General features: G+C 27.8%; 12 protein-coding genes and 2 pseudogenes. 12 read left to right on the forward strand and 2 right to left on the reverse strand.

Annotation, left to right across the window (positions count from 1 at the left end; translation table 11 throughout):
* Nucleotide 1: 1 nt before the first annotated feature.
* The 6 genes and pseudogenes from rimP to ribD all read left to right on the forward strand — a co-directional run bounded on the left by rimP (nucleotide 2) and on the right by ribD (nucleotide 9,098).
* Nucleotides 2–421, forward strand: coding sequence for a ribosome maturation factor RimP (gene rimP / locus CINS_RS01070; RefSeq protein ID WP_039649117.1), 420 nt, complete (start codon nucleotides 2–4; stop codon nucleotides 419–421).
* 143 nt (nucleotides 422–564) lie between these two features.
* Nucleotides 565–2,676 carry an MCP-domain signal transduction protein gene (locus tag CINS_RS01075; protein ID WP_039649119.1) on the forward strand — a complete coding sequence of 704 codons (2,112 nt, stop codon included), beginning with the start codon at nucleotides 565–567 and terminating at the stop codon, nucleotides 2,674–2,676.
* A 226-nt stretch (nucleotides 2,677–2,902) separates the two neighbouring features.
* Nucleotides 2,903–4,522, forward strand: a pseudogene (locus CINS_RS01080) (PhoX family protein).
* An 855-nt stretch (nucleotides 4,523–5,377) separates the two neighbouring features.
* Nucleotides 5,378–6,752 (forward strand): annotated as a pseudogene (locus CINS_RS07720) (McrB family protein); the annotation flags it as partial.
* Nucleotides 6,739–8,094: an McrBC 5-methylcytosine restriction system, component McrC gene (locus CINS_RS01095; protein WP_039649121.1), complete on the forward strand. Its 1,356-nt coding sequence runs from the start codon at nucleotides 6,739–6,741 to the stop codon at nucleotides 8,092–8,094. The pseudogene CINS_RS07720 and the gene CINS_RS01095, both read left to right, overlap by 14 nt.
* A gap of 8 nt (nucleotides 8,095–8,102) precedes the next feature.
* A complete protein-coding gene (ribD, locus tag CINS_RS01100) occupies nucleotides 8,103–9,098 on the forward strand; it encodes a bifunctional diaminohydroxyphosphoribosylaminopyrimidine deaminase/5-amino-6-(5-phosphoribosylamino)uracil reductase RibD (RefSeq protein ID WP_039649123.1) in 996 nt (331 codons plus the stop codon).
* Here the strand turns inward: ribD and sppA are convergent.
* Nucleotides 9,095–9,988, reverse strand: a complete 894-nt coding sequence (sppA, locus tag CINS_RS01105; RefSeq protein ID WP_039649125.1) for a signal peptide peptidase SppA — start codon at nucleotides 9,986–9,988, stop codon at nucleotides 9,095–9,097. The genes ribD and sppA overlap by 4 nt on opposite strands.
* Nucleotides 9,976–11,199: an aminofutalosine deaminase family hydrolase gene (gene mqnF / locus CINS_RS01110; protein ID WP_039649127.1), complete on the reverse strand. Its 1,224-nt coding sequence runs from the start codon at nucleotides 11,197–11,199 to the stop codon at nucleotides 9,976–9,978. Before mqnF ends, sppA begins: the two co-directional genes overlap by 13 nt.
* An 87-nt stretch (nucleotides 11,200–11,286) precedes the next feature.
* On the opposite strand from mqnF, the gene aroQ reads away from it, so the two are divergent.
* From aroQ to CINS_RS01140, 6 genes are all read left to right on the forward strand, one after another.
* Nucleotides 11,287–11,760, forward strand: a complete 474-nt coding sequence (gene aroQ / locus CINS_RS01115) for a type II 3-dehydroquinate dehydratase (RefSeq protein WP_039649129.1) — start codon at nucleotides 11,287–11,289, stop codon at nucleotides 11,758–11,760.
* 71 nt (nucleotides 11,761–11,831) lie between these two features.
* Nucleotides 11,832–12,305: a 2-amino-4-hydroxy-6-hydroxymethyldihydropteridine diphosphokinase gene (gene folK, locus CINS_RS01120; RefSeq protein WP_039649131.1), complete on the forward strand. Its 474-nt coding sequence runs from the start codon at nucleotides 11,832–11,834 to the stop codon at nucleotides 12,303–12,305.
* Nucleotides 12,306–12,313: 8 nt separating this feature from the next.
* Complete coding sequence (gene flhF / locus CINS_RS01125) at nucleotides 12,314–13,693, forward strand: flagellar biosynthesis protein FlhF (protein WP_039649133.1); 1,380 nt, start codon at nucleotides 12,314–12,316, stop codon at nucleotides 13,691–13,693.
* Nucleotides 13,686–14,549 (forward strand): flagella biosynthesis ATPase FlhG, encoded by an 864-nt coding sequence (flhG, locus tag CINS_RS01130; RefSeq protein ID WP_039649135.1) that lies wholly within the window; start codon nucleotides 13,686–13,688, stop codon nucleotides 14,547–14,549. Before flhF ends, flhG begins: the two co-directional genes overlap by 8 nt.
* Before the next feature lie 14 nt (nucleotides 14,550–14,563).
* Nucleotides 14,564–14,923, forward strand: coding sequence for a hypothetical protein (locus CINS_RS01135; RefSeq protein ID WP_039649137.1), 360 nt, complete (start codon nucleotides 14,564–14,566; stop codon nucleotides 14,921–14,923).
* The gene (locus tag CINS_RS01140) at nucleotides 14,910–15,596 is read left to right on the forward strand and encodes an RNA polymerase sigma factor FliA (protein ID WP_039649139.1); all 687 of its coding nucleotides are present in this window, start codon (nucleotides 14,910–14,912) and stop codon (nucleotides 15,594–15,596) included. The genes CINS_RS01135 and CINS_RS01140 overlap by 14 nt, the downstream gene beginning before the upstream one ends.
* Nucleotide 15,597: the final 1 nt, after the last annotated feature.

A 15,597-nucleotide genomic window follows, 5' to 3' on the forward strand; every position in this document is an offset into this window, starting at 1 on the left:
AATGAATCTTGAAGCATTGTGTAAAGAAGTACAATTAGAATTTTATGATGATGAATTAGTTAATGAAAATGGTAAAAAAATTTATAGAATTTATGTCCAAAAGCAAGGTGGAGTAAATTTAGATGATTGTGCAAAACTGAGTGAAATTTTATCACCTATTTTAGATGTTGAATCTCCTGTGAATGGAGAATATTTTTTAGAGGTTTCAAGTTGTGGACTTGAAAGAAAGCTTAGTAAGGTAGAACATTTTACAAAAAGTGTTAATGAATTAGTAAAAATTACTACCAATGATAAAGAAAAAATCGAGGCTAAAATTTTAAGTGTTGATGATAAAAATATTAATTTAGAACTTTTAAATGGTGAAAAGGTGATTATTAATTTTGATGCAATAAAAAAAGCTAGAACTTTTGTGCAATGGTAAGATTGCTTATTTTGAGTTGCTTTAATTAATTTTTTTAAATATAGTTATTTAAGAGAGTGTATTTCATATTTATTTTATCTTAATTGGATTATAATCTCAATTTCATTTTTATATTAATTTTTAATAATTTAGGGGGATAATAAATGTTTAAATCTTTAAATATAGGTGCAAAGCTTGTTGTATCTGTAGCTATTGCCGTTATTATAGGAGTAGTGATTCTCATTTCTGTTGTTTCTACGCAAGTTTCCTCAAATATGGAAAATCAAGCCAAAGAAATTATTCATCAATCATCTAAGCGTTATATGAATTTTATTGAAGGTGCTTTAAATGAAAGCATTGCTTCAACAAAATCTACTGCAAGTTCAATTGATGATTTCATATTAAGAGAAGGTAGATTTGATATTTCTAGTATTGAAAATATTATTCAAAATACTTTAGATTCAGCTTCTCATGCTTCTTATGCTTTTTTAATTTTAGAAGATAAGTCAAATTTAGATAGCACTAATGTCAAAAAACAATACAGAAGTGAAAATGGTAATTTTGGTATGCTTTTTTTAGATAATGATGTAAATAATGTAGGAGGATTGGAGACGATTCAATTTACAGAAAAGCTTAAAAATATGCCTATAATTAATAAACTTTATGCTGAAGTTAAACATAATGATCGCGATAAGGTTTTTGTAGGTATACCAGTTAAACAAGATTTAGGAAAAGGTGAATTTATTGGTATTAATATTGCAATACCAATTTTTGACCAAAATGATAAAAATATTGGTGCTGTTGGATATGTTTTTGATTTAAATAGTTTTTCAACTGCTTTATTAGATCCTTCTTTAAATATTTTTAATGGAGAAGTTAAAGCTTTATTGAATAAAGATGGATTAATAGCAGTTCATTCTGTATCTAGTTTAGTTCTTAAAAATTTACAAGAAGCTAATTCATACCCTGAAGCTAAAATGGTAGTTGATGCGGTAAAAGCCAATAAAAATATTATAATTGATAATTACCATACTACTACAGGTGTTGAAAGTTATGCAAGTATAGCATCATTTAAAACTATAGGTAATTCTAGTGAATGGAGTGTTATGGTTACAGCGCCTAAGAGCTCTGTTCTTGCTCCTTTATATAAACTTCAATTTATTTTTGTTGGTATAGGATTAATATTCTTAATTGTTATTATGATCGTGGTTTATTATTTGATTAGAAAAATAGTCGGATCAAGACTTCCAGTGCTTGTAAAATCTTTAGATTCTTTATTTCGCTTTTTAAATCATGAAAAAATTGAATTACAAACTATAGAAATTCATGCTAATGATGAGCTTGGTGCTATAGGAAAAATGTTAAATGAAAATATTCTTATTACAAAAAAGGGACTTGAACAAGATAATCAAGCAGTTAGAGAAAGTGTAGAAACTGTTTCTGTAGTAGAAAGCGGTGATTTAACAGCAAGAATTACTGCAAATCCAAGAAATCCTCAATTAATAGAATTAAAAAATGTATTAAATAAAATGCTTAGTGTATTAGAAGCAAAAGTTGGTTCTAATATGAATGAAATCAATCGTGTATTTGATAGCTATAAAGCATTAGACTTTACTACTGAAGTTAAAAATGCTAAAGGTGAAGTAGAAGTAACTACTAATGTATTAGGACAAGAAATTGTTCAAATGTTAAGACAATCTTCTGAATTTGCTAACTCTTTAGTTAATGAGAGTGATAAATTACAATCAGCAGTACAAAGTTTAACTACTAGTTCAAATTCTCAAGCTTCTTCTTTAGAAGAAACTGCAGCAGCTTTAGAAGAAATAACTTCTTCTATGCAAAATGTTTCATCTAAAACTAGTGAAGTAGTAGCTCAAAGTGAAGAGATTAAAAATGTTACTTCTATCATAGGAGATATTGCTGATCAAATCAATCTATTAGCATTAAATGCTGCAATAGAAGCAGCTCGTGCTGGAGAACATGGACGTGGATTTGCTGTTGTTGCAGATGAAGTTAGAAATCTAGCTGAAAGAACTCAAAAGTCTTTAGGTGAAATTGAAGCTAATACTAATATCTTAGTTCAATCTATTAATGAAATGGGTGAAAGTATTAAAGAACAAACTACAGGTATTACTCAAATTAATGATGCTGTAGCTCAAATTGATCAAACAACTAAAGACAATGTAGCAATAGCTAATGAAAGTGCAATCATATCTAATGCAGTTAGTGATATTGCTAATAGTATCTTAGAAGATGTAAAAAAGAAAAAATTCTAAATAAATTGTTTAAAGCTTAACTAATTTTTAGTTAAGCTTTTTATATAAATTTCATCAATTCTTATTAATTATATAATCAGCAAAATATTTTATTAGTAAATATTATTTTATTTTTTATGTTTCCAAAAAAGTTTCCAAATTTTTTTATACTGCCTATACAGCTTAAAATTGTAAAGGAGTTTATTGTGCAAAGAAGAGTGTTTTAAAATATTCAGCATTTAGTTCTATATTAGCTTTTTTTACTGGATCTAATCTACATGCTAATTTACTTAAAAATAAATCTTTGTTGGGATTTAAAGCAATAGATGTTAGCATAGAGGATAATATTGTTGTACCTGATGGTTATGAAGCTAAGCTTTTGATTTCTTGGGGTGATAAGCTTTTTAGCAAAGCAAAACCTTATGATGAAAATAAATTGATAGATGATGAGGCTGTTAAAAATGCATCTTTTGTTTTTGGTGATAATAATGATGGTATGAGTTTTTTTCTTTATCTAAAACAAGAGCTATTTTAGCTATTAATAATGAATATATTAATCCTGAAATTATGTTTAATCACCAAGGTAAAGAGCTAAGCAAAGAAGATGTTTTATATGAGCAAAAAAGTCTTGGCGTTAGCATTATAGAAGAGAAGTGCAAAAGAAAGGTGATACTTGAGAGCTAGTTGAAGATTCGAAATTTAATCGCCGTATTGATGCACATACTAAAATGAAAGTTAGCGGTGAGGCTAAAAATGAGGTGCTAAAAGGACAAAAATTTGTTTATGGGACTTTAAATAATTGCTCTAATGGTAAAACTTCTTGGGGAACTTATATTACCTGTGAAGAAAATATAGATGATTTTTTTGGTAGTTCTGATGAAAATATAAATTTTAACAAAGGTTAAAAGCGTTTTGGTTTTAAGACTAAAAGTAAATACGGTTGGAAAAATTTGATGAAAGATTTGATTTAGCCAAAAATCCCAATGAAGCCAATCGCTTTGGATGGATAGTAGAAATTGATCCTTTTGATGCTAAGAGCACGCCTGTTAAAAGAACTTCTTTGGGAAGATTTAAGCATGAAAATGCTGAGATTATAATCGAAAAAGATGGCTCTGTAATTATCTATATGGGAGATGATGAGGCTGATGAGTTTATTTATAAATTTGTTAGCAAACATAAATTTAAAAAAGGTATGGATACTAGTAAGATTCTTGATGAGGGAATTTTATATGTAGGACAATTTAACGGCAAACTAGGAGATATGAGAGGTAGTGGTAAATGGATAGCTTCTCACAAAGAAAGTGGTTCTAAAGAAGTATTTGCTACCCTTACTAATAACAAGTCTCGGAAAGAACCTAATGCTGCTAATCCTAGAGTTAAAAATATCTATGGGCAAATTATTAAGTGGAGTCCTAAAAATTCACATAAAGATGAGGATTTTTCATGGGAAATTTTTGCTCTTTCTGGTAATCCTGATAATCAAAGCACGCTTAATAAAGGCTCAAACAATATCACTAGCAAAAATAAATTCAATTCCACAGATGGCTTAGCTTTTGACAAGGATGGGAGATTATGGATACAAACGGATGGAAATTATTCTAATAAGGGTGATTTTGAAGGAATGGGCAATAATCAAATACTTGCAGCTGATGTTAAAACAGGAGAAATAAAACGCTTTTTAACAGGTCCTATAGCTTGTGAGCTTACAGGTATCGCTTTTGATGAGGATTATACTACTATGTTTGTTGGTATCCAACACCCCGGAGAAAAACTTGCTCCAAGTCATTTTCCACATGGAGCTAGCACTACTCCTCGCAGCTCTGTTATACAAATACGCAAACTTGATGGCGGAGTTATAGGAAGCTAAATATAACTTTTTGAAGGTTTTTTAACCTTCAAATATTCTTAAGCTATTATAAATCATGTTATAATAAATTTAAACAAAAACTTATTATGTAGTTATAAAACAAAGTCTTATTTGTTTAAACTTTATAAATAAAAACAAAGAAAGTGTTTTATGGGAATACTACAAAATTGTAATTTTTTTGCAATTGTAGATTAGTGAGGTTGTATTATGATTGAATTTTCAAATGAGGATAGAGAAAAGTTTATAAAAGCTATAGACGAATTAGTAAAACAAGTAGATGATTGTATCTTAAGAAATAAAAGAACACAACGGGGTGATGTTAGTAATAAAGATAGTTTTAGTCAAAATATAAAACAAAATTTAAGTTTTATTAGTGATAAATATAATTATTCTTTCAAAATAGCAATAGGAAATTCTAATGGTTTTTTAAGTAATGATTGTTGGATAATGTTTGTTAGAAATGATTTGTTAAAAGAGAATCTTATTAATGGTAAAAAAATTACCCCTACAAAAGGTGTTTATTTGTTTATAGCATATTCTGGATATTTTCAAAATAATAGACATTTAGTTTTAAAATTTGGTTTTCCGCAAGGTGATATTGAAAATTCAAGATGTGTAGCAGTAAATAAAATGGAGAGTGAAGGATATTTACAGAAATTTGATTTTATTTATGATTTAGATGACAAAGATAAATTAGTAAAAGATTTTTTAGAAATGATGAATTATTTTAGTTCTTTAGATGAAAATGATTTTAAATTGTACGAAGCTAAAGAGACACAAAAAGAGCATTTAAAAACAAAAGTTGAAAATTTTAATACAAAAGAAATCCTCAAACAAAATAAAGAAAACCAAAATCCACCTTTAAATCAAATTCTTTATGGACCTCCAGGGGCAGGAAAAACTTATCATACTATAGATAAGGCTTTAGAGATTTTGGGTGAAAATTTAATAAGTAGAGATGAGAAAAAAGCAAAATTTGATGAATATATAAAAAATGGGCAAATCGTTTTTACTACCTTTCATCAAAGCTATGGATATGAAGAATTTGTTGAAAGTATAAAACCCATAATAAACAATGATGAAAATTCTCAAGAAATCAAATACGATATAAAAGATGGAATTTTTAAAGAATTATGCGATAAATCTTTTAAAAATTATATTTTGTCAATGCAAAATGAAAATGAAACTGATTTAGATAAATTAATTTTTGAATTTGCTAATTATATTAATCAAAATTTTTTAGACAAAGGAAATGAATTTCCTTTAGAGAATAAAGTTAGCATTAAAAAAAATCCTTTTAAATTCTAAAGATGAATATCGGTCTTTTTTATTAGGTGGTTCAATTAAAAGTCCTCAAAGATTAACTGTAGACATTGTAAAAAGGGATTATTTAAGTTTTAAAAATGGAAAAATTTTATCTTTTAAAGATATTAAACCAAAATATGATAGTCAAAGTGATTATCATAGTAATGCAATTTACTATTTTATGTTTTATAATAAATTAAAAGAATTTGAAAATATACAAAATGAAAAATTTAAAATAAAAAAAGAAAATTTAAAACCTCACATAATAATCATAGATGAGATTAATCGTGGAAATGTAAGTAAGATTTTTGGTGAGCTTATAACCTTAATAGAGCCTAGCAAAAGGATAGGTGCAAAAGAAGAGCTAAAAGTAATTTTACCTTATAGTGCTAAAGAATTTGGAGTGCCTAAAAATGTCTATATCATAGGCACTATGAATACAGCTGATAGAAGTATAACTTCACTTGATACAGCTTTGCGAAGACGCTTTGAATTTGTCGAGATGATGCCTAATCCTAATGTTTTGTCTGATAATTGTAAAGGTGTAAATTTGCAAGAATTATCAAAAGCCATAAATACGCGTATAGAATACTTACTAGATAGAGAAAAAACTATAGGACATGCGTTTTTTATAGGTGTTGAAAATTTAGAAGATTTAAAAAAAGTTTTTCAAAATAAAATCATTCCACTTTTGCAAGAGTATTTTTATAATGATTATGCTTTGATAAATGCGGTTTTAAATGATAATGGTATGATTTTTGAAGATAAAAAAGATGATACATATCTTCAAAAAATAAAAAATTTACATAATGTAGATAGTGAAAGAAATATTTATACTATCACTCCATTTAACGATGAAATTTGGGACGATATAAAGACATATCAAGTAATTTATAATGATAAAATAAAAAATGATAAGCAATAACACATTTTCTATCATCGAATATCAAGCTTTTTCTAAAGAAGATTTACAAGATATTTTCAAAGAAAAGGCTGAAAGCTTTTATAAAGAACTAGAAGACTTTGCAAAAAATAACGAAAATCTTCTAGGCTTTAAAAACAAAAATACTTTAAAAGCTAAAAATTATGTAGGTATTATACAGACTAAAAGCGGGGTTTTGCAGATTTTACCAAAATGCACAAATTTAGATAGCTATAAAGATAAAGAGTGTAAAACATATACTATCTTGAGAGAAAAACTGCTAAAAACTTATGATCTAACACAAATAAATCAGGTTAAAGCTGATGAGAATTTTTATGGAGAGGATTTTAATTTCAACCCCAAAAATCTTTTAATCAACATGCTAAAAACTTTAAAAAATTCTCCTTTTAAAAAGTCTCAAATTGTATCTTTACAAATTACTAAAATGCCTTTGTTTGAGGTATTTATCACGATGTTTTTAGATGAATTTGATAGCATGTATAAAAAAGGCTTGATGAGATCTTATGTAAATAGCGAAGAAAATAGAACTTTTTTAAAAGGAAAACTACTTTTCAACGAACATATAAAATTAAATTTAATACACAAAGAAAGATTTTTTACAAGTAGTGATGAATTTGTTTTAGACATAGCGCCAAATCGCTTAGTAAAATCAACTCTAAATTTTTTAAAATCCAAAACAAGCTTGAATAAATTTAAAATTATCAAAGCCATGCAAATGCTTGATGAGGTAGAATTTTCTAAAAATTATGAAAAAGATTTTAGTTTTAAAATTTCAAGAAATTTTGCTTATTATGAAAATATACTTTCTTGGTGTAAGATATTTTTACAAAATCAAAGCTTTGCTCCATATAAAGGTAAAAACGAAGCCTTTGCTTTGCTTTTTCCTATGGAAAAACTTTTTGAAAACTACGTAGCGTATATGTTTAAACTTGCTAATCCTAGTGAAAATATAAAAACTCAAAGTAGTGAAAAGTATTTAGTTTCAAAAAATGATGAAAAATGTTTTATGTTAAAACCTGATTTATGTATTAAGGATAAAATGATTTTAGATATCAAATGGAAAATTCCAGATGATAGTGAAGATGAAAAAAAGCATGGTATAGCTCAAAGTGATTTATATCAAATGTTTGCTTATGCTTGTAAATTTAAAATTCATGATATAAAGCTTGTATATCCACTTTGTGAAAGAACTATGAAATTAAAAGAAAAAATCAAAAAGCCTTTAATATTTAATGCAAGTAAATATTTGTGGTTTGAAGATGAAAAACGCTATTTTAAAGATGATATAAAAGTGCAAGTATTTTTTGCACCTTTACCTTTTTAGGAAATTATATGAATCACGAATTTTATATGAATTTAGCCATAGATGAAGCTTGGAAGTATCAGTTTTTAACCTATCCAAATCCAGCTGTTGGATGTGTGATTTTGGATAAAAATGGCAAAATTTTAAGCATAGAGGCACACAAAGAAGCGGGCAAAGCCCATGCAGAGCTTGAAGCAGTGAGTAAAGCTTTAAAAATGCTTAATCCAAATTTAGTTTTGCCACAAAATGTAAACGATTTGCATGAGTTTATTTGTAAAAATCATCAGAATTTATTAAAAGATGCCACTGCTTATGTGAGTTTAGAACCTTGTAATCATCAAGGTAAAACTCCACCTTGCACAAAGCTTTTTAGCACGCTTGGTTTTAGTGAAGTTTTTATCGCTACTAAAGATGAGCACAAACTTGCAAGTGGCGGAGCAGAATTTTTAAAAAATCAAGGTATAAAAGTGCAAATAGGGATTTGTGAAAAAATAGCCAAGGAGCTTTTAAAACCATTTTTAAAATGGCAAAAATCAAGTTTTAAAATTTTTAAATTAGCTCTTTCTTTAAACGGCTCAGCTCTTGGAAAAATAGTCAGTTCTAAAGCCAGTAGAACTTACGCTCATAGGATACGTTCAAAGCTTGATTTGCTTGTGGTAGGTGGAGAAACTATAAGGTATGATAGGCCTATTTTAGATGCAAGATTAGCAAACGCTAAGGCACCAAATGTATGTATATTAAGTCATAAAAAATTAGAAACATTTGATAAAAATATACCTTTGTTCGGTGTGCCAAATAGACAGGTTTTTTCAAGTATTCCTAATGATGCAAGATTTATCATGTATGAGGGTGGAGAGAATTTTTTAAATGCCTTTAAAGATGAGATGGATATGTTTTTGATTTTTTCAAGTTCAAATCTAAATACTTTTGAAAATGTTAAATTAGATATGAAGCTAAAGCCTTTGTATAAAGGCTTTTTAGAAAATGATACTTATGGAATTTATGAGAAAATTCAAATATCTTAATAAATTTTTTGTTCATTAAGTTTTATGAAAATTTTTGTAAATACATTAGAAAAAAAGCTTGTGCTTTGTTCTTCTAGTCTTTTTATAAATTTATCAAAAGCATCTTCTTTTTGCCATATAGGATTTTGTACTTTTGAAATTTTTTCTAAATCTTTTTTAGCTTCTTCATAATTTCCAACTTTATCTATGAGTTTTAATTTTAATGCTTCATTTGCTAAAAATACCTTAGCATCAGCCCATTGATAGGTTTGATTTAAATCTAAATTACGGTTGCTAGCAACAAAACTTGTGAAAAGCTCATAGCTTTGATTGGCTAAATTTTGTAAAAATTCTTTTTCTTGATCACTCCATTTTCGCATAAAAGTACCTGCTTCTTTGTAGCTTCCAGCGCTTATGGTTTGATCGCTTATGCCTATTTTTTGAGCTAAATCGCTTGCATTAAATCCTTGCATTATTACGCCAATAGAACCTACAAAACTTGCTGGATTTGCAATTATTTTATTAGCACCTACTGCACTTAAATAGCTTCCACTTGCTATAGTGCCACCTGCATATACGACTACAGGTTTTTTAGCTTTTAAATCTTTAATAGCTAAAGCCAATTCCATGCTTGGAGCAAATGCTCCGCCTGGACTATCTATATAAAACAAGACACCTTTTATAGCATCATTATCTTTTAATTTGTATATTTGCTCTAAAAGATTATCTACGTTTGTGATTTCACCTTTTAGATTTATTTGTGCTAGATTAGCATTAGAGAGTTTTGTTTTTTCTTCATCTGGAGATAAGATTAAAAATACTATAAACAAAAATACAAAGGTTTTAAAGTATTTATTGATATAAAAAATAGTTTTTCCTATGCCCTTAAAAAATAATTTTATAATTTGCATTCTTTTCCTTCTATAAAGAGTTTTAATACTTCTTTGCTTTGTAAGATAAATTGCAAAGGAAGTTGATCAAAATTTGCACTATTTGGTAAAGTAAAAATACTAAAATCAGCAATTTTATCTTTTTTTATCTCTCCCAAATTTAAATTCAGTGCTTTTGCGGCTTTATTAGTTGCCATTAAAATTAATATTTTAGCAAATTTTTCTAATTCAAAATCATTATGAATGAGTAAATTTGCACGCATTTCATCTAGCATACTTAAAGAGGTATTAGAACTTAAGCCATCAGTTCCAAGATGGATATTAATCCCATATTTTAAATTTTGTTTTAACTTAAATGTTTTTTTACTTAAAAATTTATTTGACATAGCACAATGAGTGATAGAATGCAAGTTATTATCTAAAAGTTCAAATTCTTTTAAATAGACACAGTGAGTAAATAAAGTTCTTTGATTTTTAAAAAATTCTAAAAAACTTTGCGGAGTATAAAATGGCATAGGATTTTTAGCAAATTTAGACAAACTCTTTTTAAATCCTCCTTTTTTAAATCTTAACCAATTATTTTCATGATTGCTTTCTAAAAAATGAGTGCTGATTAGATTATTATTTTTTTGTGCAAGTTGTATTGCAAATTTAACAAGCTCAGGGTGTGTAGAATAAGGTGAATGTACTGAAATAGCTGGAATAAATTTAGAATTTTTTTGCATCAAACTTTTTTCGTAGCGTTGCAAAAAATCTTCTTTTTTTTCTGTTATAAAATTTTCGTTAGATCCTAAGATTTCATTAAAAAATATAATTCTTGCTTGAGAACGAATACAAGGATTTAGATCGCTTCCAAAACTTGATATTTCTCCTATAGTTGCTGTACCACTTTTTAACATCTTGTGAATATTTTTTAAGATTAATTTTTCTTTTGCTTTTTCGTTTAAAACAAAGCGATTATTAAATATACTATCAAGCCATTGTAAAAAATCTCCAAAAATTAAATTTCCATTATTTGCACTGTATTCTAAATGAGTGTGAGGATTAATAAATGCTGGCAAAAGCAAGGAATTCTCATCAATTTGAATAAGTTGTGCTTGTGGGTAGTTTTTTTGTAAATTTTTTAGAGTATCTATCTGTAAAATTTTTTCATTAAACAGCAAAGCTTTATCTTGTAATATATTAAAATCATTATCACAAGTAAAAATTATTTTAGGAGCAATTATGTACATATATCAACCTTTAAAAAGGGAAATTGTAGCTAAAATTTAGCTTTAAATGTTATAATGTATTAAATTTTGCTAAAAAAGGTTAGATATATGAAAGTTATGGTTATACAAGGTCCAAATATCAATATGCTAGGAATGAGAGAAACACATATTTATGGCAATATGAAAATGGATGATATCCATGAACAAATGAAAATGGCTGCTAAGCAAGCAAATAGTGAAATTGAATTTTTTCAAAGTAATTTTGAAGGCGAATTGGTAGATAAGATTCAAGAATGTATAGGAAGTGTTGATGGGGTTATTATTAATGCTGCAGCTTATGCACATACTTCTATTGCGATTCGTGATGCTATCGCAGCAATAAATTTACCAGTGATTGAGGTGCATATTAGCAATACATACAGAAGAGAAGAATTTAGACAAAAAAGTATGATAGCGCCAGTTTGTGCAGGGAGTATTATAGGTTTTGGTCCATTTGGTTATCATATGGCATTAATGGGGCTTTTTCAAATTTTTGACAGAATTAACGCACATAAAGCAGCACAAATCAATCAGCAAAATTGATGAAACTAAGATAAGATTTATTTATTAGAAAACCTGATGTATTAAATATCAAGAAAAGGCGGTGTTATAGTTTGTTTATAAAAGGAGCTAGAAAGATAGAAAAAAATCGTTTTTTCCCTTTTTATTCTAAAAAACAGCAAAAAGGAAAATATTTAGCTATTATAGGCTTAGGAAGTAATATAGAAAATGAAAAAAATCGTTTTTTAGCTTTGTTTAGAAAAATAATGCAAGATAGGCGTTTGCAAATTTTGCAAACTTCACCGTTTTTAATTAATAAAGCTTTTGGTTTTGAAAAACAAAAAGATTTTACTAATGCCGTAATGATGATTAGTACGAGTTTACATGCAAGAGCGCTTTTAAAAGTTTTATTTTTTTATGAATTTAAATTCAGACGAAAAAGAACTTTTAAAAATGCTCCTAGAACACTAGATTTGGATTTGTTATATTTTTCAAAGAAAGTGAGAAAAGATGAGTATTGTATAGTGCCTCATCAAGGGGTAAATGACAGGATTAGCGTGATTTTGCCGTTGGGCTTGTTAAGATAAGGATTAAAATGGGACAATTAATTCACACCTTTACAGTTGAAAGCACTGATGAAATTATACCTAAGGTTAAACAAGATTATGGAGATAAGGCTTTAATTGTAACTAATAAACAAATTCGCCCAAAGACGATAAATCAAAAGCCGTTATATGAAGTTATCGTTGCTATAGAAGAAGCTGACTATGAAGAGCATTTAAAGCAAAATAATAAACCAATACCGCAGAAAAAAAAGCCAAATGCTGCAAATTTTCCAGAATCAAAAATTCAAACTCCTGTGTATGAAGAAGAAAAAGAAGAAGATGTAGTTTTTGATTTTTCTCAAAATGTTAAACAAAAATCAGCTAATACGCACAAAAAAGAAAATAAAGATGATAATTTTTTAAATCTAAAAAATAAACTTTCTCAAGTAAGTTCAGAAATTAGTAAAGTTTCTAATTATCAAGATTTTTCTATGCCTAAAAATACAAATTATGATAAAAAAATAGAATCATTTGAAAAACAAATGAGTAAGTTAAATGATAAAATGAATTTACTTGTGGATATGATGTGGGATGATAAAGCGGATTTACGCAAAGAGCTTATTATACCCCCTGAATTTGCCAGTATTTATAAACAAGCTAAAGCAAGTGGCATGCAAGAGTCTCATCTAGAGGCTATTATGAAAGCTACTATAGAAAATATGCCAAGTACTATGAAAGCCAATCAAGAAGCTGTGCAAAGGTATTTTTATTCACTTTTAAGAAATATGTTTCCTTGCCGCTTAGAAAGTGAAATTAAAAAACAAAAAATTATGATGTTAGTTGGACCAACTGGGGTAGGTAAAACTACTACTTTAGCTAAACTTGCGTTTCGTTATGCTTATGGTGATCGACGCTATAAAACGGGTATTATCACGTTAGATACTTATAGAATTGGTGCTGTTGAACAACTTTTTCAGTATGCAAAAATGATGAAACTACCGATTATTGATAGTATTGAACCTACAGATTTAGATGATGCTATTAAAAGTTTAAATACTTGTGAAGTGATTTTAGTAGATACTACAGGAAATTCGCAATATGATCAGGTAAAACTTGAAAAAACTAAGGAATTTTTGTCACATTCTAATGCGCAAATTGATGTAAATTTGGTACTTTCTGCAAATACAAAATATGAAGATTTGCTAGAAACCTATAAGAATTTTTCATTTTTGAATATAGATACTTTGATTATTACTAAATTTGATGAAACTAAAGTTTTTGGAAATGTCTTTTCTTTACTTTATGAAACAAACACCCCTATGAGTTTTTTTTCTATAGGACAAGAAGTGCCTGATGATATAGAAGTAGCAAATAGTGATTTTTTAGTTCATTGTGTTTTAGAGGGTTTCAAAAAGGATGAGAATGAGTAATCAAGCAGAAAAATTGAGAAATCTTGTAAAAGATGAAAAAGCTAGTGTTAAACAAACTCATTTTATTGCTGTAACTAGTGGTAAAGGTGGTGTTGGTAAAAGTACCTTTAGTGCGAATTTAGGCAATATTTTAGCTAAAAATGGTTATAAAGTGGGACTTTTTGATGCGGATATAGGACTTGCTAATTTAGATGTAATCTTAAATGTTCGAGTTGAAAAAAATCTTTTGCATGTTTTAAAAGGTGAATGTTCTTTAGAAGATATTTTGATAAATGTTAAACCAAATTTATGGTTAATACCTGGTGAAAGTGGTGACGAAATTTTAAAATACAATGATAAAAATATTTATGAAAGATTTTTAAATCAAACGAGTATTTTAGATGATTTAGATTTTTTGATTATTGATACAGGTGCAGGAATTGGCGGTAATATAGGAAATTTTTTAGAAATGTCAGATGAGGTTATAGTGGTGACTGTCCCTGATCCTGCTGCGATTACAGATGCCTATGCTACTATTAAAACTACTTCAAAAACTAAAGAAAATTTGCTAATGATTTTTAATGTAGTCAAAAACGAAAATGAAGCTTTGAGAATTTTTGATAATATTAAAAAAGTTGCAAATATTAATATAAAACATAATCTTAATCTAGAATTTTTAGGTTTTTTATCTCAAAGTAAAGATATTAGCTCAAGCATTAAAAAGCGAACTTTATTTAGTGATGATGATACTAATGCAAGTGATGAACTCAAAGCTATAGCTTCTAAGCTTTTGTATAGGTTGGAACAAAAAGTGCTTAGTGATGTGGGAGACAAAAATATAATGAGCTTTTTTAAAAAGCTTTTGGATCGTTTTTAGATTGAGGGAAAATTATGAGGCCAGAAAATTTTGTAGCTTTTTTTACAGTTTGCGGTTTTTTTATAGGTTTAATGTTTACTATAGTAAACATTAGCGATGCTGTAGAAATATTGGTTTATACTTGTTTAATTACCTTTGTTTTTTATGTTTTGATTCATATTGTTATAATGATTTTTGTAGATATTCATAAAATTGGCGGTAGGCATTTTAATAAAGAAAAATATGAGACAGAAAATAATAAATTTATTACAGAATTAGCTTCTAGAGAAAAGAAAATGGATTATTTACTTGAAAAACTTCAAGAAGAAAGAGAAGATCTTAAAAAGCTTGAAACTTCTCATAAGAAAAGAAGTGTGAGACATGCAGCCGCATAATGCTTATGCTTCTACCTTAAAAAAAGAACAAGATGATTTGGTTATTTCTTATATGCCTGCTTTAAAAGCTATGGCATTTAGACTAAGAGAGCGTTTGCCAGCAAGTATTGATGTAAATGATTTAATTAGTATAGGCGTTGAGGAGATGATAAAACTCTCGCGTCGCTACGACAAAGAACAAAACGATAGTTTTTGGGGCTTTGCTAGAAAAAGAGTTAATGGTGCTATGCTTGATTATTTAAGAAGTCTTGATGTAATGAGTAGAAGCAATAGAAAGATCATTAAGGACATTGATGGAATTATTGATGAATTTTATCAAGAAAATGAAACAGAGCCAGATGATGAATATTTAGCACAAAGATTAAATTTGGAGATTGAAAAAGTAAAAGAAGCTAGAGCTGCACATGCTATTTCTCTTGTTATGCCTTTAGATGAGCAATTAAATTGTTTTAATGATAGTAATATCATAGAGCAAATTGAGAAAGAAGAATTGATAGAAAAAATTAATTTGGTTTTAGAAGATTTTAAAGAAAGAGAAAAACTTGTAATCCAGCTTTATTATTATGAAGAATTAAATTTAAAAGAAATAGCTGAGGTGTTGGAGATTAGTGAATCTAGAATTTCTCAAATTCACAAACGTTTATTAAAGAAAATTCGTGAGAGGTTAGCTTAAA

It is taken from the genome of Campylobacter insulaenigrae NCTC 12927 (assembly GCF_000816185.1).
Taxonomy (GTDB): domain Bacteria; phylum Campylobacterota; class Campylobacteria; order Campylobacterales; family Campylobacteraceae; genus Campylobacter_D; species Campylobacter_D insulaenigrae.